This window comes from Planococcus sp. ANT_H30 (genome assembly GCF_008369335.1).
Classification (GTDB): domain Bacteria; phylum Bacillota; class Bacilli; order Bacillales_A; family Planococcaceae; genus Planococcus; species Planococcus kocurii.
In genome coordinates this window covers 159,867-184,723 of the sequence record NZ_VOBJ01000003.1, presented here as the reverse complement: position 1 = coordinate 184,723, position 24,857 = coordinate 159,867, and the positions used below count along the sequence as shown (strand labels likewise).

General features: G+C 40.4%; 23 protein-coding genes and 2 pseudogenes. 20 read left to right on the top strand and 5 right to left on the bottom strand.

All coding sequences use genetic code 11. The features are described from left to right. Positions 1-82: 82 nt before the first annotated feature. Both FQ085_RS09340 and FQ085_RS09335 read right to left on the bottom strand, forming a co-directional pair. Positions 83-1,573, bottom strand: coding sequence for a glycine betaine uptake BCCT transporter (locus tag FQ085_RS09340; RefSeq protein ID WP_058386535.1), 1,491 nt, complete (start codon positions 1,571-1,573; stop codon positions 83-85). Between the two features lie 85 nt (positions 1,574-1,658). Continuing rightward, on the bottom strand, positions 1,659-2,219 hold the full coding sequence (locus FQ085_RS09335) for an SLOG family protein (RefSeq protein ID WP_058386534.1): 561 nt from the start codon (positions 2,217-2,219) through the stop codon (positions 1,659-1,661). 201 nt (positions 2,220-2,420) lie between these two features. Between FQ085_RS09335 and FQ085_RS09330 the strand changes: the two genes are divergently transcribed. From FQ085_RS09330 to FQ085_RS09275, 12 genes and pseudogenes are all read left to right on the top strand, one after another. Then, the gene (locus tag FQ085_RS09330) at positions 2,421-3,371 is read left to right on the top strand and encodes a threonine ammonia-lyase (protein WP_149456440.1); all 951 of its coding nucleotides are present in this window, start codon (positions 2,421-2,423) and stop codon (positions 3,369-3,371) included. 459 nt (positions 3,372-3,830) lie between these two features. Next, a complete protein-coding gene (locus FQ085_RS09325) occupies positions 3,831-4,604 on the top strand; it encodes an SDR family oxidoreductase (protein ID WP_149456439.1) in 774 nt (257 codons plus the stop codon). Positions 4,605-4,635: 31 nt separating this feature from the next. Beyond that, positions 4,636-5,193 carry a TetR/AcrR family transcriptional regulator gene (locus FQ085_RS09320; RefSeq protein WP_058386531.1) on the top strand — a complete coding sequence of 186 codons (558 nt, stop codon included), beginning with the start codon at positions 4,636-4,638 and terminating at the stop codon, positions 5,191-5,193. Positions 5,194-5,214: 21 nt separating this feature from the next. Then, the gene (locus FQ085_RS09315; protein ID WP_058386530.1) at positions 5,215-5,637 is read left to right on the top strand and encodes an acyl-CoA thioesterase; all 423 of its coding nucleotides are present in this window, start codon (positions 5,215-5,217) and stop codon (positions 5,635-5,637) included. Then, positions 5,627-7,393 (top strand): acyl-CoA dehydrogenase family protein, encoded by a 1,767-nt coding sequence (locus FQ085_RS09310; protein WP_149456438.1) that lies wholly within the window; start codon positions 5,627-5,629, stop codon positions 7,391-7,393. The genes FQ085_RS09315 and FQ085_RS09310 overlap by 11 nt, the downstream gene beginning before the upstream one ends. Positions 7,394-7,405: 12 nt before the next feature. Continuing rightward, a pseudogene (locus FQ085_RS09305) lies at positions 7,406-8,380 on the top strand (quinone oxidoreductase family protein). A gap of 361 nt (positions 8,381-8,741) precedes the next feature. Further along, positions 8,742-9,665: a ketopantoate reductase family protein gene (locus FQ085_RS09300; protein ID WP_058386527.1), complete on the top strand. Its 924-nt coding sequence runs from the start codon at positions 8,742-8,744 to the stop codon at positions 9,663-9,665. A gap of 287 nt (positions 9,666-9,952) precedes the next feature. After that, positions 9,953-11,689, top strand: a complete 1,737-nt coding sequence (locus tag FQ085_RS09295) for a carbon starvation CstA family protein (protein WP_058386526.1) — start codon at positions 9,953-9,955, stop codon at positions 11,687-11,689. Positions 11,690-11,757: 68 nt separating this feature from the next. Continuing rightward, a complete protein-coding gene (locus tag FQ085_RS09290; protein WP_006829350.1) occupies positions 11,758-12,021 on the top strand; it encodes a cory-CC-star protein in 264 nt (87 codons plus the stop codon). 24 nt (positions 12,022-12,045) lie between these two features. Next, positions 12,046-12,978 carry an ArsA family ATPase gene (locus FQ085_RS09285; RefSeq protein WP_149456437.1) on the top strand — a complete coding sequence of 311 codons (933 nt, stop codon included), beginning with the start codon at positions 12,046-12,048 and terminating at the stop codon, positions 12,976-12,978. Between the two features lie 5 nt (positions 12,979-12,983). Beyond that, the gene (locus FQ085_RS09280) at positions 12,984-13,967 is read left to right on the top strand and encodes a zinc-binding dehydrogenase (protein WP_149456436.1); all 984 of its coding nucleotides are present in this window, start codon (positions 12,984-12,986) and stop codon (positions 13,965-13,967) included. 68 nt (positions 13,968-14,035) lie between these two features. Then, complete coding sequence (locus FQ085_RS09275; protein ID WP_058386523.1) at positions 14,036-14,344, top strand: magnetosome magnetite crystal formation protein family; 309 nt, start codon at positions 14,036-14,038, stop codon at positions 14,342-14,344. A gap of 27 nt (positions 14,345-14,371) precedes the next feature. Here FQ085_RS09275 and FQ085_RS09270 read toward each other — a convergent pair. Together FQ085_RS09270 and FQ085_RS09265 are read right to left on the bottom strand one after the other, a co-directional pair. After that, positions 14,372-14,856, bottom strand: a pseudogene (locus FQ085_RS09270) (YtoQ family protein). A gap of 50 nt (positions 14,857-14,906) precedes the next feature. Beyond that, positions 14,907-15,128, bottom strand: coding sequence for a hypothetical protein (locus tag FQ085_RS09265; RefSeq protein WP_058386521.1), 222 nt, complete (start codon positions 15,126-15,128; stop codon positions 14,907-14,909). Positions 15,129-15,258: 130 nt separating this feature from the next. Here FQ085_RS09265 and FQ085_RS09260 point away from each other — a divergent pair, with 130 nt between their 5' ends. The 6 genes from FQ085_RS09260 to FQ085_RS09235 all read left to right on the top strand — a co-directional run bounded on the left by FQ085_RS09260 (position 15,259) and on the right by FQ085_RS09235 (position 22,962). Continuing rightward, positions 15,259-16,425, top strand: coding sequence for an exonuclease SbcCD subunit D (locus FQ085_RS09260; protein WP_149456435.1), 1,167 nt, complete (start codon positions 15,259-15,261; stop codon positions 16,423-16,425). Then, complete coding sequence (locus tag FQ085_RS09255; RefSeq protein ID WP_149456434.1) at positions 16,422-19,514, top strand: SbcC/MukB-like Walker B domain-containing protein; 3,093 nt, start codon at positions 16,422-16,424, stop codon at positions 19,512-19,514. Before FQ085_RS09260 ends, FQ085_RS09255 begins: the two co-directional genes overlap by 4 nt. Before the next feature lie 102 nt (positions 19,515-19,616). Next, entirely contained in the window at positions 19,617-19,823 is a 207-nt protein-coding gene (locus FQ085_RS09250; protein ID WP_058386518.1) for a hypothetical protein, read from the top strand. Positions 19,824-19,938: 115 nt separating this feature from the next. Next, positions 19,939-21,207 carry an acetyl-CoA hydrolase/transferase family protein gene (locus FQ085_RS09245; protein WP_058386517.1) on the top strand — a complete coding sequence of 423 codons (1,269 nt, stop codon included), beginning with the start codon at positions 19,939-19,941 and terminating at the stop codon, positions 21,205-21,207. Positions 21,208-21,323: 116 nt separating this feature from the next. Further along, positions 21,324-21,767, top strand: coding sequence for a MarR family winged helix-turn-helix transcriptional regulator (locus FQ085_RS09240; RefSeq protein WP_237150188.1), 444 nt, complete (start codon positions 21,324-21,326; stop codon positions 21,765-21,767). Further along, positions 21,760-22,962: an MFS transporter gene (locus FQ085_RS09235; protein ID WP_058386515.1), complete on the top strand. Its 1,203-nt coding sequence runs from the start codon at positions 21,760-21,762 to the stop codon at positions 22,960-22,962. The genes FQ085_RS09240 and FQ085_RS09235 overlap by 8 nt, the downstream gene beginning before the upstream one ends. Positions 22,963-23,027: 65 nt before the next feature. On the opposite strand, the gene trhA is transcribed toward FQ085_RS09235, so the two are convergent. Then, positions 23,028-23,675: a PAQR family membrane homeostasis protein TrhA gene (gene trhA, locus FQ085_RS09230; RefSeq protein ID WP_058386514.1), complete on the bottom strand. Its 648-nt coding sequence runs from the start codon at positions 23,673-23,675 to the stop codon at positions 23,028-23,030. A gap of 139 nt (positions 23,676-23,814) precedes the next feature. On the opposite strand from trhA, the gene FQ085_RS09225 reads away from it, so the two are divergent. Continuing rightward, positions 23,815-24,387, top strand: coding sequence for a DUF1836 domain-containing protein (locus FQ085_RS09225; RefSeq protein ID WP_058386513.1), 573 nt, complete (start codon positions 23,815-23,817; stop codon positions 24,385-24,387). Continuing rightward, entirely contained in the window at positions 24,387-24,851 is a 465-nt protein-coding gene (locus tag FQ085_RS09220; RefSeq protein WP_058386512.1) for a YaiI/YqxD family protein, read from the top strand. The genes FQ085_RS09225 and FQ085_RS09220 overlap by 1 nt, the downstream gene beginning before the upstream one ends. The last annotated feature ends 6 nt before the right edge of the window (positions 24,852-24,857 follow it).

The window sequence follows — 24,857 nt, the reverse complement described above, 5'->3', positions numbered from 1 at the left end:
GTATAGTTATCCTTACCCTAACTTTCTTGGTTTAATCAATAAGAAAAGCCGTCTTCAGAAACATTCCCGAAGACGACTTTTTTTATTTTTTATTTTTTATCATGTCCATTTCTGAATTTAATGCTTTGAATAAAGAAATGACCATTAAAATAATGACAAAAGAGAAGGGCAATGCCGCAACGATGATGGTATTTTGTACTGCGGTTAAACCACCTACGGATAATAGAATTGCAGCTACCGTCGATTGAGCAATTCCCCATAAAATTTTGATTTGATTGCTGGGCAGTAGTGAACCGCGTGTTGATTGCATTCCTAGCACAAAAGTGGCTGAATCAGCGGATGTGATAAAGAATGTGCTGACCAGTAAAATAGCGACAATTGACATGATAAACCCAAAAGGCATCTCATTGAACATCGCAAACAAAGTTTGTTCAGCTGGGAAAGAAGCTAAATCTATACCACTCTTTTGGAAATTGATTGCGGTTGTTCCAAAAGTGGCAAACCAGATCGATCCAAAAATCGTTGGCGCAAGTACGACACCTGTCAGAAACTCGCGAATGGTGCGGCCTTTAGAGACGCGCGCGATAAACATACTGACAAATGGTGCCCATGAAATCCACCATGCCCAGTAGAAAATAGTCCAACCGTCCAACCAACTACGGTTTTCCGCATTTAATGGAGCAGATTTAAAACTTGTGCTAATTAGGTTTTGAATGTATTCTCCGAAATTTTCTGTGAACATATTCAAGATTAACAGAGTTGGGCCTAATATTAACACCATTACTAAAAGAACGACGGCTAAGACCATATTGGTATTAGACAAATACTTGATGCCTTTGTTAAGTCCTGACCATGCTGAAATGATGAATAGAATGGTGACCACACCTATAATTGCCATCTGTACCCAATAGGTTTGAGGTGCGCCAAATAAATAAGCGAGTCCACCATTAATTTGAGCAGCACCAAAGCCAAGTGAAGTTGCTACGCCAAATACGGTAGCAAAAACAGCAAGCACGTCAACAAGCGTTCCTAACGGACCATTCATTTTATCACCAAAAATTGGCTTTAATGTTGACGAAATTAATGCAGGTTGGCCTTTTCTAAATTGGAAAAAGGCTAAAGATAAAGCAACCATTCCGTACATCGTCCAAACGTGAATCCCCCAATGATAAAAAGTTCGTTGCAAGGATTCCTTAAATGCCTCATCAGTTCCTGGAACAGCAGTTGCAGGTTGAACAGCAAAGTGAGATAAGGGTTCCGAAGCGCCATAAAAGACGAGACCAATCCCCATACCCGCAGAAAACAACATTGAAATCCAGCTGAATGTTGAGAATTCTGGGCGATCGGAATCTTTGCCGAGTCTAATTTTGCCGTAAGGACTCACAATGATAATGATGACAAAAATCATGAGAATTGCCATGATCAATAAATAATACCAACCGAATGTTGTATTGATAAAATTGCGGATACTTCCAGTGGCGGACTCAAAGGCTTGCGGCGCGATAACGCCAAAAGCAACAGTTAAAATTACTAGTGCAAATGTGATATAAAAGACTTTCGAAGCTTTTTTCATAGAACCCTCCTGAGGAAATTTTTAACATAGCCTTTAAGGGTACCTAAAAGCAGGTCTATAGTCAACCGCTGTGGCACACTCGTCTTTAATCATGCCACTCCTCCATTTGTTCTTCTTCTGCAACAACGCGGAGGTCATCGCCAGTTATCGTTAGTACTTCATAATCTGCTGTCTCTGCGTAACGTTCGGCTTCTTTTTTTATGAATTTTGGAGAACCATCAGTTTCTTCATCATAGACGATTAAAATGCCATCAGAATTGCGCAGAAAAAATTTGTTTTTCTCGATAAATTGCCAAGGCGCCTCGTAAGGCTTACTAGTTAAGCTGCGATGGAAGTCGGCGCTGTCGATGATCATTCGGTAGTTTTCTTGCTTAGTTTCGTTCCATCTTTTTTCTTGATCGATAAACGGTGTTAACAACGCATATTTTAATTGAGGAAATTCTTCTTTCAACTCAAGAACGACTTCTGCAGCCCAAGTTTCGATACCAAGCTGGCCACTTAAAATAACCCATTCGAGCCCTTCGTCAAGTAACACACGGAATCTGTTTTCTAGCGCTTTTTTAATAAAGCGAATACCGGGATTCTTTTCGTCAAATATTCCTAGTTCGTGCTGTTTGTAACCAGTGACGACTAATCGCTTCAACAATTTTTTCACTCCCTTTAAAAGATTTGAAATTTTAGTCTACATGAAAGAAGAAGGATTGAATACTCAAGCCGTTTGTAAGTGACAACGGCAAGTACTTACTGATGATCTGAATTACTGTAATAGTTAATTTACTTGAGTGTGAGTATGATAAAATACAGTCCATATAGAAAAATTCAATCATTAAGAGAGGAAGTGAACAAGGTGGTTAGCTTAAATGACGTAAAAAAAGCACATGAGGAGATAAACGATATTATCCATAAAACTCCGATTTTAACATCATCACTTTTAAACGTCCGTTGTGACAGAGAAGTTTATTTAAAAGCAGAGCATCTCCAAAAAACGGGTTCTTTCAAAATAAGAGGAGCTGCCAATGCAGTCAAGCAAGCAATGGCAGAAGGAGCGTGCTTTATCACAGCAGCGTCGTCAGGGAATCATGGGCAAGCAGTTGCCTATGTTGCCAATCAGCTGGGCATACCCGCAGTGATTGTCGTACCAGAAGATGCGAATCGTGCCAAAGTCTCAGCTATTAAAGCATACGGTGCAGAAGTTGAATATTGCGGGTTAACATCCGCTGATCGAATACCAAGAGCTAAGCAACGTGCAAAAGAAAATAATGGAGTATATATACCCCCGTATGATCATCCTGCTGTTATCGCTGGGCAAGGCACTGTTGCACTTGAAATTTTACAACAAGTAATGGAAGTTGACGTTATTGTTGTGCCAGTAGGAGGAGGTGGCTTGATGGCTGGTGTTCTTTGTGCGGTCAAGAACATGAAGCCGACAGTTCGAGTGGTAGGTGTCGAACCTGAATCAGCAAATGATACATTTTTATCACTTCGACAAGGGGAAATTACCGCAATTTCCGAAACTTCAACTATCGCTGACGGACTGCGTACTTTACAACCGGGTAATTTAACCTTTCCTATTTTGAAAGAGCATTTGGATGATTCCGTTCTGGTTACAGAAGCTGAGATAATAGAAACTCTTCAATTTTTGATGGAACGTACAAAGCAACTTGTCGAACCATCAGGAGCCGCTGCACTCGCTGCTGTCATGTCTGGGAAAGTAGGGGGCAAAAATGACAAGGTTGCGGTCATTTTGTCTGGTGGGAATATCGATCTTCATCAAATTTCGAATATGTTAGAAAGTTGAATGGTTAAATGCGAGTCGAATAACAAACTAAAAGTTACGATGTTCGGTGAATAGATGAAGGCAGCGACAAACACCAGCAAAGAAAAAATAGTGAACATCTAATGAAAATGAAAAGCTGGGTCTGTCCCATAAGCCTCTTACATAAAACAGCCGGAGAAAAAGGATTCTTTTTCTCTGGCTGTTTTTTGACTGCCGCCGAGAATATAGAAAGCAGCTGACGGCAATGAAAACGGCAACTTCCGAGGAAGCGTACGTCGCAATGAACATCAGTTTGTTCTGTAGCATGCAAAAGGAGCTGCACTTAAAAAGTCATTGTTCATGCTCTCTTGGGATAACCTTTCTACTTACTATGAAATCCTTTCTTGCAATACAAAATGAGAAGCGGTAACATAAATTTTAAGTATTCTGAACATACCGACTAGTTAGTATAGGGTCGATCAGCAGTTAGGAGGATGACAAATGAGTGTAATGGCGTTATTTAAGCTAGATGGTAAGACGGCAATTGTGACAGGAGGTGGCCGAGGTCTTGGGGCTATGATGGCAGAAGCTTTTGCTGAGGCAGGAGCTAACGTTGTCTTGTGTTCGCGAAAAGTAGAGGCCTGTCAGGAAACAGCAGACAAACTAGCAAAGATGGGAGTCGCTACATTAGCATTGGCCTGTGATGTCACCAATGAGTCTGATGTAGAAAACCTTGTGCAACAAACACTAGAAACGTTTGGTTCGATAGATATTTTGGTCAATAATTCGGGAGCCACGTGGGGGGCACCTGTTGTTGACATGCCGATAGATGCCTGGAAAAAAGTGATGGATGTAAATGTTACGGGCACATTCCTGATGAGTCGTGAAGTCGGAAAAGCGATGATCCAACAAAAGAGCGGAAAAATTATCAATATCTCATCAGTTGCCGGATTGGGTGGAATTGATCCAACGTTAATGGATACGATTGGCTACAACACCAGTAAAGGAGCCGTCATTACTTTCACGAAAGATTTGGCTGCAAAGTGGGGACAGCATAATATCAATGTCAATGCGATTGCCCCTGGATTTTTCCCAACCAAAATGTCAAAAGCAGTGATGGATAAAGGTCAGGAAGGGTTATTATCCAGAACGCCTTTAAATCGCTTTGGGACAGAACAAGACTTAAAAGGGACTGCTGTATTTTTAGCATCGAAGGCATCTGATTATATCACCGGAGATGTCGTAATCGTTGACGGAGGTATGCATGTGCTGTGAGCTATAGGAAAACGAATGGTGGTAGATAATCATGAAAAATGACATTAAACAAAAAAGCATTCTTCTGTTTGAAAAAAAAGGTTTTAGTGAGACATCTATACAAGATATTGTCGAAACTCTAGGCGTAACTAAAGGGACCTTCTACTATTATTTCACGAGCAAGGAACAATTGTTGATGGATATTCACGTAAGTTATATTGATGATTTACTAGAACGTCAGGAAACAGTTCGTCTAAATCAGCTCAGCAACCGTAAAAAGCTAGAAGAGCTTATCGCGTTACTAATTATAGATATCGCGAATCATGGACCGAGTGGCAAAGTATTCTTCAGAGAAATGCGCCATCTTTGTGAAGACAATGCACGAGAGGTAAAAAGAAAGCGTGAAAAATTCCGAAAAAACTTGGAAGCCATCATAAGTGAAGGCATTGCTCAAAATGAATTTAAGAAAGAGCTTGAGCCCGGTATAATTGCTTTTGCCATTTTAGGTGTTACTAATTGGAGTTATCAATGGTTTAATCCATCTGGAGAAATTTCAGCAGATCGGCTGGCGCGTGTATACAGTGATTTAATTTTTAATGGCATTGTTTAATAGATGAAGGAGGAAATAGAAATGGCATATGAAATTCCAGTGAAGACACGGTTTTGCGAGACAGATGCATTGGGCCATATTAATAATGTTAGTTATTTCATATACCTAGAAGAAGCGCGGACAGATTTTTTTGCGGAACTTGGCTTTGGACGCGACCTCAATAACTGGAAGATTATTCTTGCCTCAATTTCTTGTGATTTTGTTAGTCAAGGCTATTACAATCAAAAGTTAATCGTTCAAACAGAAGTTAGTAAAATTGGGAATTCAAGCTTCCAGTTAGTACATAAAATCAAAGATGCAGAGAGTGGCGAACTGATTGCAAAAGGGCGAGCAAATGCCGTCCATTTTAACTTTGATACACAAAAAAGCGAAAGCTTACCTGAAGAAAAACGCCAGCAACTTGAAAAGTATTTGATCAAGGAGGAAAGCCACCGTGGAAACTAAAACCTCAACATATAAAGGGGCAGCTTTTCTTTATCAATCCTCTGAACACTTTTTCACACCGGAAGACTTTACTGATGAACATAAATTGATTGCTAAAACGGCTACTCGCTTTCTAGAAAAAGAGGTACGGCCAAATAATGATGAAATCGAAAAACAGAATTTTGGCTTGGTCAAAATTCTGTTTAAAAAAGCTGGCGAACTGGGTTTGCTCGGTCATAGTGTTCCAAAAGCTTACGGGGGGCTAGGTCTAGACAAAATAAGCAAAGGACTAGTTGGTGAATCGCTTGGTTCAGCAGGAGGCTATGGCGTAGCGCATTCTAATCATACATGTATCGCCACTTTGCCAATTACCTATTTTGGAACAGCAGAGCAAAAAGAGCGGTACTTGCCAAAACTCGCTTCTGGTGAATTTATCGGTGCGTATTGTCTGACTGAACCCGGGGCAGGGTCGGATGCTCTTTCTGCGAAAACCACTGCTAAACTCGATGAGGCAAAGACTCATTACCTATTAAATGGAACGAAAATGTTCATCACAAACGCGGATTTTTCAGATACCTTTATCGTTTATGCAAAAGTAGATGGCACAGCGTTTACGGCATTTATCGTTGAAAAAGACTACCCCGGGTTATCTCTTGGACCTGAAGAGCAGAAAATGGGCATCAAAGGTTCTTCTACGCGTGCAGTCATTTTTGAAGATTGTCGAGTACCAGTAGAAAATCTGCTTGGTGAAATCGGCAAAGGCCACATGATCGCTTTGAATGTCTTGAATTTGGGACGCTTCAATTTGGGTTCTGCCTGCATGGGCGCAGCAAAATACGGACTAGAGTTGGCACTGAAATATACCAAAGCACGTCACCAGTTTGGTAAAGCGATTGCTGAATTTACAGCTACGCAAGAAAAAATAGCGGATATGGCATTACGTATTTATGCTTCTGAGTCGTTGCAATATCGGACAGCGGGGTACTTAGAAGACGCGCTTGGTAATCTTTATGAATCACAAGATCATGGCGTAATTGCTAAACAGTTAATGGAATATGCAGTCGAGTGTGCAGCGTGTAAAGTATATGGCTCGGAAACGCTTGACTTTGTTGCGGACGAAGCACTTCAATTGCATGGGGGATATGGCTATATTAAAGAATACAAAATAGAACAATTGTACCGAGATTCACGAATCAACCGAATTTTTGAAGGTACAAATGAAGTGAACCGCTTGTTGATACCTGGAAATTTGTTGAAGTTGGCAGCGAAAGGGGAAGTACCGCTTTCCCAACTGGTGGCTTCAACTATTGAAGAAATGGGGTCGCCTCTAAAAATAGCAGATGGTCCTATTTCCCGGGAAATAGAAAGCGTAGAGGCGATACGCCGCATCTTCTTGTTTTGCATAGGAATTGCGTATCAAGCATATGGCAGTCGACTGAGCGAGGAACAAGAAATTCTGATGATGTTGGCCGATATCGCAATTGCTTTATATGCTTTGGAATCGGCAGTGATTCGAACCGCGAAAGCAATAGCAACAGATAAGGAACAGCTATCTGCACAGAAACTGCCATTGGTGCAGGCGTTGAGTGGGGATGCATTGCTAGAAGTAGAAATGAATGCGCGCAAATTGCTGCAATATGCTTCTCCAGAAGATCAATTGGTTCGTAATACTACCGCTGTGACCAATGAATTGAGTCGGCTACAGCGGGGTGGCTTGAATAAGATTAAACGTCAAATAGCACAAAATGTATTGAGTGCAGATCGTTATATTTGTTAGGGGGGCTTTAAGATGAAAGTTATTAAATTTGAAGAATATGGTGGGCCAGATGTTTTGCAATGGGTTGAGGCTGAAAAACCAGATCCAAGTGTTAGAGAAGTGGTTATTAAAGTAAAAGCGATTGGTGTTAACTATGCAGACACGGCGAGACGTGAAGGAAAGTACGTGGTACCAACAGAATTGCCTTACATTCCTGGATCTGAAGTAGCAGGTGTAATTGTTGAACTTGGAGAAAATGTATCACAGTTTAAGGTAGGTGATCGTGTCGTCGCACTTATCGGCTCCGCAGGGTATGCCGAATACGCTGCAGTTGATGAAAGTGTTTTAACAAGAGTTCCTGAAGGTGTAGGTTTTGAGCAAGCGGTCGCCTTGCCGCTTCAAGGATTAAGTGCTTATCATATATTGAAAACTATGGGGCGTCTTGAAAAAGGAGAAACTGTATTGATCCATGCTGCTGCAGGCGGTGTTGGTGCAATCGCGGTGTAATTAGCAAAGATTTTTGGTGCAGGAAAAATTATTGCGACAGCTAGCACTGAAGAAAAGCTATTTCATGCACAAAAAATGGGAGCAACCCATCTAGTTAACTACACAGAAGAAGGCTGGGTAGATAAAATAAAAGCTATCACGGACGGTAAAGGTGTCGACTTAGCACTCGAAATGGTTGGTGGTGAAGTATTTAATAAAACCGTGAAATGTCTTGCTCCATTTGGTAGGTTAGTCATTTTTGGAGCAGCCAGTGGAGAACAAGCTTCATTTAATCCAGGCCAATTAATGCGTAAAAATCAATCTGTTATCGGCTTTTTCTTACCACAGATTATGCGCAACCCTGAATTGATTCAAAAAAGTTTTAGTGAACTATTAGCTTATATGAAGACTGGTGAATTGATTTTAACGATTGGTGGAACTTATCCACTTGCTGAAGCTGCCAAAGCGCATTATTCGCTGCAAGGACGGAAAACCATTGGGAAATTGGTTCTCAAGCCATGACATAGTAACTGTCTGTAACATGTTTCAATCCCATCCCCATGCTTGAGATGCTCGGAGTTAAACTAATTTAAATTGAATTGTCCTTTTGGTTAAATCGTGTAAATTGCTTTTTAGCGGAACATGGTGAGAGTTGGATAGTTTTCGGCGCAGGTTTAAACAATGACCTAACGTGGAGGTTGTCGGAATCTGAATTAGCGAACAAAAATGTCATCGAGATACTGTTGACTTGCTACCATCCTTATCCTTTTGATTATGCAAGAGGGTTGGCACACTTGGAATATCTACGGTACAAAAGAATGTACGCGCAAAATAATTCATGGGATTTGGCAACATGAAAAAAGTATAGACAAGGAGTGAGAAAATGAAAATATTAATTGTTGGAGCAGGTGCAATTGGTGGATATTTTGGTGGTCGTTTAGTAGAAAAAGGAGAAGACGTTACGTTTCTTGTAAGAGCAAACAAAAAAGAAATATTGCAACAAACAGGTTTAAACATTCGAAGCAAAAATGGAGATTTACAATTTTCACCGAAGTTAATTACTAAAAGTGATAATAGCAAGCCGTTTGATGTTGTGCTCATTTCTACTAAATCCTATCAGCTTACGACTGCAATCGAAGATGTTCAGCCATTCGTCGGTCCAGAAACCATGATTCTGCCTTTGCTAAATGGGATTGCTCACTTACAGATACTAATCCGAGCATTCGGAGAAGAAAAAGTTCTTGGAGGCTTGTGTTTTGTCGAATCGACTTTGGCGGACGACGGCACAATTGTCCAGACCAGTCCTGTCCATCAATTGGTTTACGGGGAACGAACAGGTCAACAGACAGAACGGATTGGCAAATTAGAGTTGGCCTTTAAAGGAACCAAAGCAGAGTTCGTTAAGAGCGATGACATCAATCAAGATATGTGGCATAAATATTTGTTCATCACAGCGATGTCTGGCATTACATCAATGATGGAGACGTCTATCGGACCTATACGAGATCTTGAAACAGGACAACACGTTATCCGTGTGTTTTTGGAAGAACTTGTAGCTATTATGGAAAAAATAGGTGCACCAATCGCACCAGCAATTGCTGAAACACAATTCCAACGGATTAATGATATGTCAGCGGAAATGAAGTCCTCCATGCAACGTGATATTGAGAAAATGCAGCCTACGGAAGCCGAACATTTGCAAGGTTACTTACTTGGGAAAGCTAAAGAAGTGCAGCTTTCTGTTCCTATTCTTGAAATTATTTTTACAAAATTAATGCTGTACGAACAAAGACAGGCTGTTCAATAGTTTCAAGAAACATTGCTCAGGCTAATCGTTTGCAACTTCCTATCTGAATAAATGACAATAATTTTTCTGTAATTACTGTTACAACGTGTATACTGTCGGAGTGATTTCTTTGTTTCCAATTCTAGGTGGGTAAGAGAGAGGGAAGTTCTTAATACATGTGTACAGCTGTAGCATTTGTGAAATAAAAGAAATATTTGTCAGAACATTTACATTCTTTTGACAATCATCTATGATTGGCATACAAGCGATTTTTTAGCGTTTGTAAAAAAAGAGAAGGAGCTGGATTCATGAATGCTATTGCACTTGCTGCTATCGGAATTTTCATCTTTATACTAGGTTATCGCTTTTATTCCAAATTTATAGCAGAAAAGATTTTCAAACTTGATCCGAACTACGTTACTCCTGCACATCGCTTTAAAGATGGCGTCGATTTTGTTCCGACCAACAAATTTGTTTTATGGGGGCACCATTTTACTTCTGTTGCTGGAGCTGCGCCGATTTTAGGACCCGCTATTGCTGTTTATTGGGGATGGCTACCGGCAGTGTTATGGGTAGTTTTCGGTACAGTCTTTGCGGCAGGTGTTCACGATTTCGGGACATTGGTTTTATCAGTTCGAAACAAAGGACAATCAGTCGGAACACTTGCACACCGGTTGATTGGTCAACGAGGAAAAGTTTTGTTCTTGTTTATCATTTTAATTTTAGTGCTAATGGTCAACGCAGTATTTGCTTGGGTGATTGCTAAACTATTTATCTCATATCCAGCTAGCGTTGTGCCAGTATTTATTCAGATTCCTTTAGCTGTTTGGATTGGTCATGCTGTTTATAAGAAAAATAAGAAAATGCTTATTCCTTCGTTGTTTGCTTTGGCAGTTATGTATATAACCGCTATCGCCGCCAGCCAAATAAGCTTTCTTCAAATTGATCTTGTTCAATACATGGGTGGAGAAAATGGCACTGGAATATTCGGTCTCGATCCGATTTCCACCGCATTCTTTATTTGGATTATTGTTTTGATGATCTATGTTTATATTGCTTCTACTCTACCGGTTTGGAAACTACTTCAGCCGCGTGATTTTATCAACTCTCATCAATTGATCGTTGGGCTTGGTATTCTTTATCTTGGTTTGTTATTTACGAACCCTAAAATCACAGCACCAATGACCAATCCAGATGCCGATATCTCCTGGTTTCCGTTGTTGTTCATCACGATTGCCTGTGGTGCAATTTCAGGATTTCATGGACTTGTTTCTTCCGGAACTTCTTCAAAACAGTTGGATAAAGAAACAGACGCCCGCTTTGTCGGTTATTTAGGGGCAATTGGAGAAGGGATTTTGGCATTGATTTCCATCATTGCTGTTATTACATTATTCCCCGACCGTGAATCGTTCTTTGCAACTTATAGCAGTTTCCAAGCATCTAATGGAGCTGGTTTAGGGGCCTTTATCGAAGGTGCTACCAATTTAGCTCAAGGATTGCTGATTCCACCGGAAATCGCTTCAACAATTGTTTCGATTATTGTTGTTTCATTTGCTGCAACAACTTTGGATACTTCGGTTCGTTTAATGCGTTACATCATTTCGGAATTAGGTGTCGAATACAAAATTCCATCTCTTGAGAAAAAACACGTCGCAACGACACTTGCCGTTGGAGCAAGTGCAGCATTAGTGTTGCTTCCTGAAGGACCAAACGGATTTGGGTCAGGTGGTTACTTGTTATGGCCATTGTTCGGAACAGCCAATCAGTTACTCGCGGGTATTAGTTTATTGTTAATTTCCATATGGCTTAAGAAGCTCGGGCGAAATTACATGATCACTATCATCCCGATGATTTTCCTTATGTTTATGACGCTTTGGGCGATGTTCCAGCAAGTGTTTTTGCAGTGGGCGTGGTATGCAGAGCAGCCAAGTATGCTGTTGTTCATATTTGGAGCTATCATCTTCGTCTTTACGTTATGGATTATCCTAACCGCTGTCCAAGCATTATTGAATAAAACAGATCCAGGTTTCTCAGAAGAAGAATAAAATGAAGAATGGCCAAGGGATCATGCATTTTGTGATCCCTTGTATTTTTAGTAGAGAGAGGTGCTACTATGTTGGTGTTCGATAAATTAAAACAATTGATCGCTTTCTATGAAGCTGTCCTTGAATTGCCGCATCGCACTGAAATTGCACGTGAACTTCGAGATGAAGATGATCTCTTTCTTCTAATGCTCTACTCGGAGATGCTCGGCATTCCCAATCCAGTTTATTACTACACATTGGAATTGTATCCGTACATGATTGAAGAGTTCCATGATTGGCATCTGCGGATGGGCATGGATAAATCACCGTTAACCGGCATTCGTTGCTGTTAGGGTTACAAGGAATGAGGGAGTAGGATGGATGTACTATCAAAAAGCATCATTTTTGTTGGAGGCAAAGGTGGCGTTGGAAAATCGACATCTGCTGCAGCCATTGCCTGGAGATCAGCCAAAGAAGGCAATAAAACTTTATTGATTTCAACAGATCCAGCACATAATGTGGGCGATATTTTTAATGAGAACATTGGTGGTAAAACAAAAGCAATTGCCGACAATCTCTACGCGCTGGAAATTGATCCTGAAATTGAAACGGATAACTACATTAAAACAGTAAAAGCCAATATCAAAGGTACGGTTTACTCCAGCATGATGGAGGAAGTGAACCGACAATTGGATACGGCGAAAGCTTCTCCAGGTGCAGATGAAGCAGCATTGTTCGATAAACTAATTCATATTATTTTAGAAGAACGACAAAACTTCGACAAATTGGTGTTCGATACAGCTCCGACTGGTCATACTATCCGACTTTTGACTTTGCCTGAGTTGATGGGTGTTTGGATTGACGGGTTACTTGAAAAACGGCGTAAGACGAACGAAAACTATACACAGTTGCTAAATGATGGTGAACCTCGTGAAGATCCTATTTATGACGTGTTGAGAGAACGACAAGAGCGTTTTTCTAAAGCACGGGATCTCTTGCTAGATGAAAAAGAAACAGGATTTATCTTCGTCTTAAATCCAGAACGGCTGCCTATTCTGGAAACCAAAAAAGCATTGGATTTATTGCATCAATATCATCTTCATGTAAAAACGTTGATTATCAATAAAATTCTGCCAGAAGAGGCAGATGGTGAATTTTTAATGGAGAGAAAAAAACACGAGAAAAAGTATTTACAGCAGATCGAAGAAACTTTTCCAAAACAAAAATTGGTGCAAGTGCCGCTTTTTTCACAAGATATTATTAGTAAGACACAGTTGGAGTTGTTTAGTGAGTATTTTCAGAAAGGATGAACAAAATGAAAGCATTTGTAATGGAATCTGGAGAATGGAAACTAAAAGATATGCCAGAACCGCTAGCGAAGTCAGAAGAAGTAGTCGTATCGCTAAAAGCAGCAGGCATCAATCGGAGAGACTTGGGCTTAATCAAGCGTTATGGTGACAATCCTGAGGCAATGATCGTCGGCTCTGATGGGGCAGGTATAGTAGAGTCAGTGGGCGAAGATGTCATCGACTTTGCTGCTGGAGACGAGGTCATCATTAATCCTGCACTGCGCTGGTATACCAATAGCGAAGGCCCACCCGTAGAGTTTGATATTTTAGGGATGCCTGATCACGGAACATTTGCAGAGAAAATTACTGTGTCAGCCGAACAGCTAGAGAAAAAACCTCATTACTTAAGCTGGGAAGAAGCAGGAAGTTTAGCTTTGCCGGCATTGACGGGCTACCGTGCGTTATTTACAAAAGGGCAAGTGAAAAAAGGCGAGACCTTATTTATTCCAGGTGCTGGGAGTGGCGTTGCAACGTTTTTAGTTCAATTCGCTAAAAATATTGGAGCTAGAGTAATCGTGACTTCCCGCAGTGAAGAAAAGCGTCAGCACGCCCAGAAAATTGGTGCCGATCGAACTATTGCGACTGACAGCGATTGGGTAGAAGAAATGGCAGATGAAACAATTGATTTGGTCATAGACAGCGTAGGAGGGGCTACTTTTAATCGGTCACTCGACATTTTGAAAAAAGGTGGACGCATTGTTATTTTCGGAGCCACTACAGAAGATACGGTCGATTTTAATCTTCGTCAGTTTTTTTATGGACAATATCAATTGTTTGGCTCGACGATGGGAAGTCGTGAAGAATTACGTGATATGCTCGATCATATGGAATCTTACAATATGCGACCAGTCGTTGATAAAACTTATTCGTTAGACCAAGCGCAAGAAGCATTTGATTATTTAGCGTCTGGCAATCAGTTTGGCAAAGTTGTTTTGAAAATAAGCGAATAAATAACGAAACTTTTTGATCAGTCAATCGTATACAAAGGATAAGAAAGATTTGACTGGAGGTTTACGCAATGGAGAACACAGGATTAAAAATACTTGTCCATGCTAGTGCGTTTTTTGCACCATTTCTCGTTCCTGTAATTGTTTTTCTCATTTCACAAGACAAAGAAGTGAAGAAGTTGTCCATTCAGGCACTGCTATTTCAACTCGTTTTAGGTGTACTGATTTCCATCTCGATTTTTTTGATTGTTTTCTTGATCGGCATTCCAATGCTAATTGTCTTTGGACTGATGGGCATCATCATTCCAATCATGGGAATTCTCAAAGCGCTCAACAACGAGTATTTCGACTACCCGATAGTCGGAAGTTGGTATCGATAAAAAAAGTCCCCTTTGAGGGGACTTTTTTTATTCAAGAATATACGTTAACGCCTTAATTGCCTGGTCACAGGTTTCAACCGTGGCATGTGCTTTTCGTGACAACTCTTTTAATGGATGGTGTAATTTTTCTGGACGAATGAGAATGACTGGCTTGCCCGAAGCAAGTGCTGTACTGGCATCCATTGCTGTATTCCATTGTTTGTACTGTTCACCGAAAAGTGCAATGACCAAATCGGCTTTGTGCATCAAGACACTCGTGCGCAAGTTATTAAAGCTAGAAGCAGCGTGGTCTTTGGCGACAGCGTTAGGCTGTTCGCCAAGAATAGCCTCGCCAAGAATAGCCTCGCCAAGAATAGCCTCGCCAAGAATAGCCTCGCCAATATTATCCGAACGTTCATGAAGTTCCATTGGACCTACAAAATCAATTGGCAAATCCAACGTAGCTGCCTTTTTTTGATTTCCTCGCGCCAAGCGCTATGAATTTCTCCAGCAAGATAAACAGTTATTCTCATCATGTCACCCTCCAAAAGATATTTCTTTCAGTGTATCATACTGGCAGAAATTATATAATTTGGCGTTCTCTATGGATAACAGGCATCACTGAAAGCACATTATCTATTTTGAAAGTGCGTTTTTTGTAGCGAAGAAAGCAATAGGCTTGAAACGAGTCGCCACTAATTTTTAAAATTTTGATACGGCGTTTGCTAATGGTGCCATCATTTGCCATGTACATCATATCGATCAGCTGCTGATAGTTAAAAGCTTTCAAAATTTGTGCTTTCATGAGTAACCCTCCTTATAATAAGAACGTTTGTTCTTATTATAAAACATCGGCACAGTTAAAACAAGTAGGTAGTATCGTGTATAATAGAACGAACATATATTCTTTTGTGAAACGAGAAAGGGGTAATTTGATGAAGTTTTTTCACACTGCCGATTGGCATTTAGGAAAGTTAGTGCAAGGAATTTACATGACAGAAGAACAGCAGTTTGTGCTGGAGCAATTCATAGATGCTATAAAAAAAGAGCAACCAGACGCTATTATTATTGCGGGAGATCTTTATGATCGTGCGGTTCCGCCAACTGATGCTGTTAATTTACTAGATGAACTACTGGCGGAAATTGTGTTGGAACTAAAGACACCGGTTTTGGCAGTAGGCGGCAACCATGACAGTCCAGGAAGATTGAATTTTGGTAGCCGATTGATGAAGATGAACGAAATTCATCTCGCTGGCCATGTCCACAAAAATCATCAAGCCACTGTCTTGAACGACCAGTTTGGAGAAGTTCATTTTCATTTAGTGCCTTATGCAGATCCCTCTATGGTCCGCTACGAGTTTGAAGATGACACCATCCGTACGCATAATGACGCGATGAAGGCTATTACAGAAAATATTAAAGCTACATACGATTCGCAAGCTCGGCATGTGTTTGTGGGGCATGCATTTGTGACGCCTCATGGTGAACAAGAAGAAAACACCAGTGACTCTGAACGGCCGCTATCAATTGGCGGGGCGGAGCATGTAGATGCAAGCCATTTTGAAGGATTCCATTACACAGCGCTTGGTCATCTTCATAAAGCACATTATGTGCTGAATGACACCATTCGTTATTCAGGATCCCCTTTAAAATATTCGATTTCAGAAGAGCATCATAAAAAAGGTTTCCATGTTGTTGAACTGGATGGACAAGGCGAAGTGTCAGTAGCTAAGCGGTTATTTAATCCAAGACGTGATATGCGTACGGTTGAAGGCACTATTGATGAAATTTTGCACCATGAAATGAGCGAGGATTTTGTTTTCGTGACTTTATTGGACGAAGCGCCTGTATTATTTCCGATGGAAAAAGTACGTTCCGTGTATCCGAATGCTATGCATGTGGAACGAAAGAATTTTTCTGGGAGTCTGTTACAAAGTGATACAGAATCGCGCCGAAAGATGGATTCATTGTCTTTGTTCCATAATTTTTACGAGGAAGTAAAAGGCGAAAAAGCGAAAGCTGAAACGATTGATATTTTTAAAGAGGTATTGCAAGAGTTTCTGCATGAAGAACCTGCCAAAATAGAAGAGGTGAAGTCATGAGACCTTTAAAGCTAAAAATGACGGCATTCGGTCCTTATAAAAATACAGAAGAAATTGATTTTGCTGATTTGCAGGGCAATCAGCTATTCGTCATTTCAGGTAGCACAGGTTCAGGCAAGACGACCATTTTTGATGGCATTTGTTTTGCTTTATACGGTTCTGCTAGTGGTTCGGACCGCAGCGAGTCACGCATATTAAGAAGTGATTTTGCAGATGACACGACCCACACTTGTATTGAAATGGAATTTGAAATACACGGCAAAATCTATCGTATTTTGCGTCAAATGGGTCACGTGAAAAAAGGCAATAAAAGCGCAACGGGCGAACGTTATGAATTCTTTGAACGCATTGACGGAGTTGAAAAGCCTTGTGTTGAGCGGCAAATTGTTTCGGAAATAAATCGACGTGTTGAGGAAATTATTGGACTGACACAAAATCAATTTAGTCAAATTGTTATGTTGCCACAAGGTGAATTTCGTAAATTACTAACTTCTGAAACAGATAATAAAGAAGAGATTTTACGTAAAATATTCAAGACAGAGCCATATAAATTGATCAGTGAACGGCTCAAACAAAAAAAAGATGCCGCTGTTAAAGTTTTCGAACGGGAGCAACATGACTTGAATATCCATCTCCAACGCATCACGTCGTCATTGCCAAAACGAGATTCTGAACTGTTCGACGTATTAAATCGAGAACACAAGAATGTTCATCAAGTGTTGTCAGGACTGGAGAAAGAAACTAGCTTTTATAAAGAAAAAATCAATGCGGATGAACAGCATTATCAAAGTGTCTATAAACAGCATGGTGACAAAATGAATGCTTACCACGAGGCAAAAATGTGGAATGATCGCTTTGAAGAACTGAATACGAAAAAAGTACAGCTTGAGCGGCTGCAACAGCAGCAAGCAGAATATACAGAAAAAGAAGCAACTTTACAATCGGCCGAACGTGCCAGTTATATTGCAGGCATTGAAAACTTGTTTCATGAATTAAGTGCTGATGAAACGAAGAAAAAAGTAGAGTTAGTAGATTCAATCAGCCAGCAAGAACAGGCACAACAAACAAAGCTTTCTGCTGAAAAGCAGTTTATTGCACAACAAGAACTTCAAGGTGAACGGGACAAGCTACGTGAGCAAATTAGTGATTTGGAAAAACTATGGCCGGCCATTCAAGAGCTAGAAAAGAAAAAAGGAAACCTAGTCAGCCTTGAGAAAGAATTACAGCAGTCAGAACTCCATTTAAAGCACGCTGAAAAAGAGTTCACTGTTCAGAAAAACGAAAAGCAAGACTTAGATGAAAAAATTACTAAATTAGAAGTTTCTCTGGAAACAGCTGATGAAACGCAGCAACAGCTAATGGCAGTCACGGAGAAGGCTAAGTTAACGGCTGAGTTCATTTTACTGAAACAGCAAAAAAAGCAGCAGCAAGTTGTTCAAGAAGCGAAAAAGACAGACTTTGAACAAGTAGAGCTTTCTTACCGCCAACTAGAATCGCGATGGTTTACCAATCAAGCGCATATTTTAGCTGCTCAATTGCATGACGGAGAGGCTTGTCCTGTTTGTGGAAGTTTAGACCATCCGGGTATGGACTTGAAAACAGAAGAACAACCTGTATCCAAAGAACAAGTGGAGAGGGCAAAATTCGATTTTGACTTAGTGGATACGGAATACCGCAATGGATCAGCAAAATTGTTTACTTTGCAAGAGCAACTGGAAAATAAACAGATAGAACTCACAAACGTAAATCTGAATGCCCAGCAGGCTGAAGAGCAGTCGCGTCAGCTAGAACAAACAAAGCGTCAGTTAACAGAGCAAATGACAGAGCAGCAGGCCGCCAAACTAGATGTGCGGAAGTGGAAAGAACAACTGGCTAATTGTTCCCGTAAAATAGAAGAACTGGAGCGGAATAACCGTGGATTGGTTGAAGAGGTGCAGAAAAAGCAATCTTCTTATTTTGCAGCTAAAGCTGTTTTTGAAAACGAACTGGCTGCGGTTCCAGAAAATTTACGAGAGCTCTCTGTTTTGAAACAGCAGTTGCAGCAAGTTTCTTCACGCAAGCAGCAGTTGGAACAAAGCTGGACTAGCGCTCAAGAGCAGTTCCAAAAGTCGAAAGAAAAGCTAGCTAGTACGTTGGTCTCCGTCAACCACGCTAAAGACGTAGCAGAAGAAATAGCGCAAAAAAGAGAGAAAGCGCAACAACAGTTTACGGAAGCTTTAACGAAATCATCCTTTGATTCGGAAGCAGCGTATCAGCAGGCAAAAATATCAGACACCGCATTTACAACATTGAAAAAAGAGATTCTTGAATTCAATCAAACCCGTCATACTTTATCGCAACAAGTGAACGAGCTTAACGAAAAGCTTGCGACTCAGAGTTTCAAAGATTTGAGTCAAGCGCAGGAAGAGTTGGTTGAACTGAAAGATGCGTACGAGCAAGCACTTGCAGAACGCAATCGATCACGCGATTTCGAAAAAATTGGGTCAGAGTTAATCGAGCGTATTCATGGGGTGATTGAAAGTGCACTTGTAGCCGAACAGAATTTGAATCGAATTGCTGATTTGCATGACATGATTCGCGGACAGAACGGCTTAAAGATTTCATTTGAACGTTATTTGCAAATCGAATATTTGGAGCAAATTATCTTGTCGGCCAACGAACGGCTGAAAAATTTATCCAATGGTCAATTTCATTTGATTCGCAGTGACCGTCAAGAATCCCGTGGCAAACAAAGTGGATTGGGTCTAGACGTTTACGATGCTTACACGGGACAGACGCGTGATGTGAAAACCATGTCGGGTGGGGAAAAATTCAACGCCTCATTATGTTTAGCACTCGGAATGGCGGACGTCATTCAAAGTTTCCAAGGCAATGTCTCAATTGACACAATGTTTATCGACGAAGGCTTTGGTTCACTCGATGAAGAATCGCTTAATAAATCAATTGAAACCTTGATTGACTTGCAAAAATCAGGACGAATGATTGGTGTTATCTCACATGTTCAAGAACTGAAAGCTGCGATTCCGGCTATACTGGAAGTCAAAAAATCAAAAGAAGGGCATAGCCGCACAAAATTTCTTATCAAATAAGATCGGTTACGAAGGATTCGAGCGTTTAGTACACTCCAAAAAAGTGAATGCTAGAGATAAGAGCGTAATGTGTAAAATAGTGAAACCAAAGGGGTTTACAATATGAAAAACTTTAGTTTTAAAGCGCGAATGGTTTATTTTGGAGCAATTACTTTAATCAGTCTGGCTTTCTTTGCATTGCAGTTATTTGCTGTGGTGCAAGGGTCTGATGGAATAGGGTCCATTACTCTGGTGATTTTGTGGGCATTAATGGCATTATTTGGCTTGGCTGGCATCGGTTTTGCCTTGAAAAACCGTCAGAAAAACTGACGGTTTTTTATGTGTGCAGCAAGTACACTGGTATAGAAATTTTGAAGAAAAATAGAGCCGTGATGACGTATAGTAAAGCTAGAGCGTTATGAGGGGAAGTACAGGGGGTTGCGTAATGGGAAAAAAATTAATGCCACAAGAAGTTATCGATTTAATCGATTCCAAAGCAGATTTGATCGTTCCAATTGCTAATGGAGAGCCAATTCGCTTACTAGATATATTAGAGGAAAATGCAGAGCAATTGGATGGGGTAAGAATCCATCAAATGTTGGCATTGCGTTCACGTTCGTACATCCAAGGTGACATCGAGCAATTGCGGCATGTTTCGTATTTTTTGAGTGGTGCTACACGAAAAGTCTACCAGCAGGCAAAAATGGAACTTGTTCCAAACAACTTCCATGAAGTGCCGCGTTTGCTTCGGAAAACCACTAAAATGTCGATGATTTTAACAGTTGCTTCACCAATGGATGAACACGGCTATTTTACATTAGGAACTCAGGCCGATTACATTGCTGAGTTTATTGGTAAAGTGCCGTTTATCTTAGAAGTGAACGATCAAATGCCGCGTACATTTGGTCGCAACCAAATTCACGTCAGCCAAATCGCAGGCTATGTAGAGCATCATGCAGCTCTTTCAGAAGAAAAAGTGATGGAAGTAAGCGATAAAGATTTGTTGATTGCATCTTCCATCATTCAAGATATTCAAGATGGGGATACTTTGCAAATCGGAATCGGGTCTGTTCCTAATGCTGTTATTAGTATGCTAAAAGATCATCGACACTTGGGAATTCACACAGAAATGCTACCAGATGGTGTAGCAAAGCTGGTAGCTGCGGGTGCGGTAGATGGAACACGGAAATTTACGAATTCAGGAAAAATTGTAGCTACTTTTGCTTTTGGTTCTAAAAATTTATATGATTTTATCGATAATAATCCAGCAGTTGAATTTTTGCCGGTAAGTGTTGTTAATGATCCTAGAGAAATTGCTAAAGAAAAAAATATTGTATCGATAAACTCGACAACAGAAGTGGATTTGTTCGGTCAGTGTGCGTCTGAAACGGTAGGCGGCAAGTATTACTCGTCAAGTGGTGGCCAAGTAGATTTTGCTCGCGGCGTTCGATTTGCTGAAAATGGTAAGGGGTATATTTGCATGCCATCGACTGCGAAAGACGATACATTATCACGTATTAAGCTACAACTTGCTCCCGGATCGGTTGTCACTACGGGAAAAAATGATGTAGATCATATTGTTACAGAGTATGGGGTAGCTCGTCTGCATGGTGTTTCCATCTCAGAGCGGGCAAGGCGCTTAGCGGCAATTGCTCATCCTAAGTTTCGAGAAGAATTATTGTTCGACGCGAAAAAACATGGATTTTTAATTTAATAGAAGCAAAAAGCCGTTTTCTTTTGAAGACGGCTTTTTTGTTCGTTTAGCGAAATGCTTTTTCTTTACTAATATATAGAAAGAGCATATACTTACCTAAGTAAGTAGTTTAGGGGATGAAAATGATGAGAAAATTACTGTTCCATGAAATTCATCAAAAAGCTCGTTTATCGGTTAAAGAAGTAAATGATACGTTGAGAGAATTTGAATTATATAGCTCGCAGTGGTCTATCTTGTTTTGCCTTAAACAGTTTGGTTCAATGACGCAAAAAGAAATTTGGCAATACTTAAATGTTGAAGCACCGACTGTTACGAGGACGATTGTACGTTTAGAAGAAAGTGGATGGATATTGAGGAGAGAAGGCAAAGACAAGCGCGAGCGAATTGTTCAACTTTCACCTTTTGCTGAACAAAAGATGTCAGAAATAGCAGAACGAATCGGGCAAACCGAGAAAACTTTAGTTTCGGGTCTTTCCGATAAAGAACAAGACCAGCTAATTCTTCTGTTGAAAAAAATAGGAACGAATAATTCTGGTGAAAAGGATGTAAACAATGAGTGAAAAACGACCAATTTGGACGAGAAGCTTTATTAACATTTCTGTAAGCACATTTTTTATATTTGTCGTTTTTTATGCACTACTCACCTATACACCGCTGTATGTATTAAATGATTTAGGGGGTACAGCAACAGACGGAGGACTAGCAGTAACTGTATTCTTACTATCTGCAATTGTCATGCGCTTTTTTGCGGGCATGATTTTAGAGAAATTCGGAAAAAAACGAATCTTGATGATTTCGCTTTTCTTTTTTGCTGTGAGTACGGTGCTGTATATATTTGTTGGTAGCTTTACTGTGCTTTTGTGGCTCCGCTTTTTTCATGGCATTTGGTTTAGCTTACTGACCACTGTAGCAGGGGCAATCGCTGCAGACATTATTCCGCCAGAGCGGCGTGGTGAAGGGTTAGGTTATTACGGTATCGCTATGAATCTTGCTGTTGTGGTTGGTCCTTTTATTGCGTTGACTTTACAGCAATATGCATCAGCACAAACAGTTTTCACCACGTTAGCAGTAATTATGGTTATCGGGTTCTTTTGTGCAGTAGTCGTTAAAGTGGATGAAACACCGTTCGCAAAACAAGAAAAATCTAAGCTATCGATAGATGATTTTTTAGAGAAAAAAACGGTACCCATTGCGACAGTTGGATTTTTAATTTCGTTTGCGTATGCGAGCATCATCACATTTATTTCGATTTATGCTGAATCACTTGGACTTCTCAAAGCTGCCAGTTTTTTCTTTGTTGTTTACGCAATTTCAATGTTAATTGTTCGTCCGATTTCCGGGCGGCTATTCGACACCAGTGGACCAAAAGTTGTCATTATCCCATCTATCATCATCTTCGGAATAGGACTCATTTCACTAAGTTTTACGGAGAGTTCTTGGATGTTGTTACTATCAGGGGCGCTCATCGGTCTTGGATACGGAACCTTGCTTCCAAGTTTCCAAAGTTTAGCCATCCAAGCTGCAGATAAACACCGTAGCGGATATGCAACAGGAACGTTCTTTGCTTTTTATGATAGCGGAATCGCAGTTGGATCTGTACTGCTCGGATTAATCGCAGGAATTGCAGGGTATTCAAATCTCTACTTAATGCTCGGTCTTTTTGTAATCGTCGTTGTTTTTTACTATATGTGGATTGAATCGAAACAACAAAAGCAGAAAACTAAAAAATCAGCTGTCTATAATACTTTAAAATAAAACAGATGGAGAAAAAGAGTCTTTTTTTCTCCATCTGTTTTTAGGTTGGTTTTAGTTGTTGCATTTTACAATACGTAAAAATAAACAGACAAGAAATGACAAAGGCTGCCGAAGAGAATAAAAAGATGGAAAATCTCGTGAAAACCTAAGTATTTAGACGATAGAAAATTGGGTTTTATTGCGTAAATAACACCACCGACTGTATAAGAAACACCACCGGCAACAAGCAAAAGCAATCCGGTTAAAGAAAGGCTGTCTGCCAAGGGAACGACAGCGAAAATGATGATCCAGCCCATGGCGATGTAAATCGCCGTGGAGAGCCATCTCGGAGAATGAAACCAAACCATTTTAAAGAAAATTCCGCTGAGCCCTAAAATAGTGACAAGTGAAAATAAGGTCCAGCCAAGTGTTCCGCCAAGAGCGATTAAACAAAAGGGTGCGTAGGAACCTGCAATTAAAGCAAAAATCATCGAGTGATCGAGTTTTCGCAAAAACGCAATAATATAAGGCTGTGATAGAGCTGAATGATAAATGGTAGAAGCTGTATACAACAAAATTAAGCTAATGCCGAAAATAGAAACAGCTACTACGTGCAAAACAGGTTCATTGGCATAAGCAGTTTTAATAACCATTGCCAAAAGTGCAACTAATGATAAAATAGCTCCTGCTAAATGGGATAAGGCGTTAAACGGTTCTCGGATATATACGGACATATGGAATAGCTCCTCGCTCTATGTAGTTATTGAAACTACTTATAACGATACTCGCATTATTAGGGGGAGTCAAGTTTGGAGAAACTCTAATAATAAGGTAAGATATCCAATATAAATACCTGTAGGGAGCGTGCGATGTATGAGAAAAACGACTGATGTCATCGGAGAGATGGTTTTCCATAATCAGATTTTGCCAGAAGATATCCCAAAGATTGACCTGTATATCGATCAGGTCATTCAATTGTTTGAATCGAGTTTTGTTGATTCTAAGCGCCGTTCCGATGAGAAAATCTTAACCAAAACGATGATTAACAATTATGCTAAAGGAAAATTATTTTATCCGGTTCACAACAAAAAATACAGCCGCGATCACATTATGTTGATTAGCTTGATTTATCAAATGAAAAGCGCTTTGTCGATCAATGACGTTAAGCAAGTGTTAACTGGAATTAATGAAAAGGCAGAACAAAAAGAATTAGATTTAGAGGCATTTTATCGCAGTTATTTAGCCCTTCAGCAAAGCAACACAGAGGTTTTTGCGGATGCCTTAAAACACCAAACACAAGAAGCTGCCGATCAAGTTGTAGAAGTTAAAGACTCCGAAGAATTGGAGCGCGTACTGCTAATTGCGTCACTCGTACACACCAGCAATCTTTACCGAAGAGCGGCTGAAAAACTGGTAGACGAGATGGTGGAAAGGGTGGAAAAATAATGGTCAACATTCTTATTGATGCAGACGGATGTCCGGTTGTTGGGCAGACCATCGATTTGGCTAAAAAATTTCGCTTGCCTGTTGTTTTGATTTGCGACACTTCCCATGAAATGCATCGAGAAGGAGCAGAGACAATTACCGTGTCAAAAGGAGCGGATGCTGTGGACTTTGTTCTCGTAAATCGTGTTAAAAAAGGGGATATTGTCGTCACTCAAGATTATGGACTTGCGGCAATGGTACTTGCCAAACGCGGAATTCCAATCGATCAAAATGGCCGTGTTTATTCAGATGAAAATATTGAACAGCTGCTCCACGGCCGTCATGTCGCCAAAAAAATTCGACAAAGTGGAGGCAGAATGAAAGGACCGAAAAAACGTCAGCCTGAAGATAATGAGAAATTTCAAGTGGCCCTAATCAAACTGCTAGAACAAGTCAGCGAAAATGAAAAAATGCTCGGGACATAAAGTCGC

Coding starts and splice junctions, on each gene's coding strand:
- FQ085_RS09340 (WP_058386535.1), bottom strand. CDS start 1,573: ATGAAAAAAGCTTCGAAAGTCTTTTATATCACATTTGCACTAGTAATT.
- FQ085_RS09325 (WP_149456439.1), top strand. CDS start 3,831: ATGAGTGTAATGGCGTTATTTAAGCTAGATGGTAAGACGGCAATTGTG.
- FQ085_RS09320 (WP_058386531.1), top strand. CDS start 4,636: ATGAAAAATGACATTAAACAAAAAAGCATTCTTCTGTTTGAAAAAAAA.
- FQ085_RS09315 (WP_058386530.1), top strand. CDS start 5,215: ATGGCATATGAAATTCCAGTGAAGACACGGTTTTGCGAGACAGATGCA.
- FQ085_RS09300 (WP_058386527.1), top strand. CDS start 8,742: ATGAAAATATTAATTGTTGGAGCAGGTGCAATTGGTGGATATTTTGGT.
- FQ085_RS09295 (WP_058386526.1), top strand. CDS start 9,953: ATGAATGCTATTGCACTTGCTGCTATCGGAATTTTCATCTTTATACTA.
- FQ085_RS09290 (WP_006829350.1), top strand. CDS start 11,758: ATGTTGGTGTTCGATAAATTAAAACAATTGATCGCTTTCTATGAAGCT.
- FQ085_RS09285 (WP_149456437.1), top strand. CDS start 12,046: ATGGATGTACTATCAAAAAGCATCATTTTTGTTGGAGGCAAAGGTGGC.
- FQ085_RS09280 (WP_149456436.1), top strand. CDS start 12,984: ATGAAAGCATTTGTAATGGAATCTGGAGAATGGAAACTAAAAGATATG.
- FQ085_RS09275 (WP_058386523.1), top strand. CDS start 14,036: ATGGAGAACACAGGATTAAAAATACTTGTCCATGCTAGTGCGTTTTTT.
- FQ085_RS09265 (WP_058386521.1), bottom strand. CDS start 15,128: ATGAAAGCACAAATTTTGAAAGCTTTTAACTATCAGCAGCTGATCGAT.
- FQ085_RS09260 (WP_149456435.1), top strand. CDS start 15,259: ATGAAGTTTTTTCACACTGCCGATTGGCATTTAGGAAAGTTAGTGCAA.
- FQ085_RS09255 (WP_149456434.1), top strand. CDS start 16,422: ATGAGACCTTTAAAGCTAAAAATGACGGCATTCGGTCCTTATAAAAAT.
- FQ085_RS09250 (WP_058386518.1), top strand. CDS start 19,617: ATGAAAAACTTTAGTTTTAAAGCGCGAATGGTTTATTTTGGAGCAATT.
- FQ085_RS09245 (WP_058386517.1), top strand. CDS start 19,939: ATGGGAAAAAAATTAATGCCACAAGAAGTTATCGATTTAATCGATTCC.
- FQ085_RS09240 (WP_237150188.1), top strand. CDS start 21,324: ATGAAAATGATGAGAAAATTACTGTTCCATGAAATTCATCAAAAAGCT.
- FQ085_RS09235 (WP_058386515.1), top strand. CDS start 21,760: ATGAGTGAAAAACGACCAATTTGGACGAGAAGCTTTATTAACATTTCT.
- trhA (WP_058386514.1), bottom strand. CDS start 23,675: ATGTCCGTATATATCCGAGAACCGTTTAACGCCTTATCCCATTTAGCA.
- FQ085_RS09225 (WP_058386513.1), top strand. CDS start 23,815: ATGAGAAAAACGACTGATGTCATCGGAGAGATGGTTTTCCATAATCAG.
- FQ085_RS09220 (WP_058386512.1), top strand. CDS start 24,387: ATGGTCAACATTCTTATTGATGCAGACGGATGTCCGGTTGTTGGGCAG.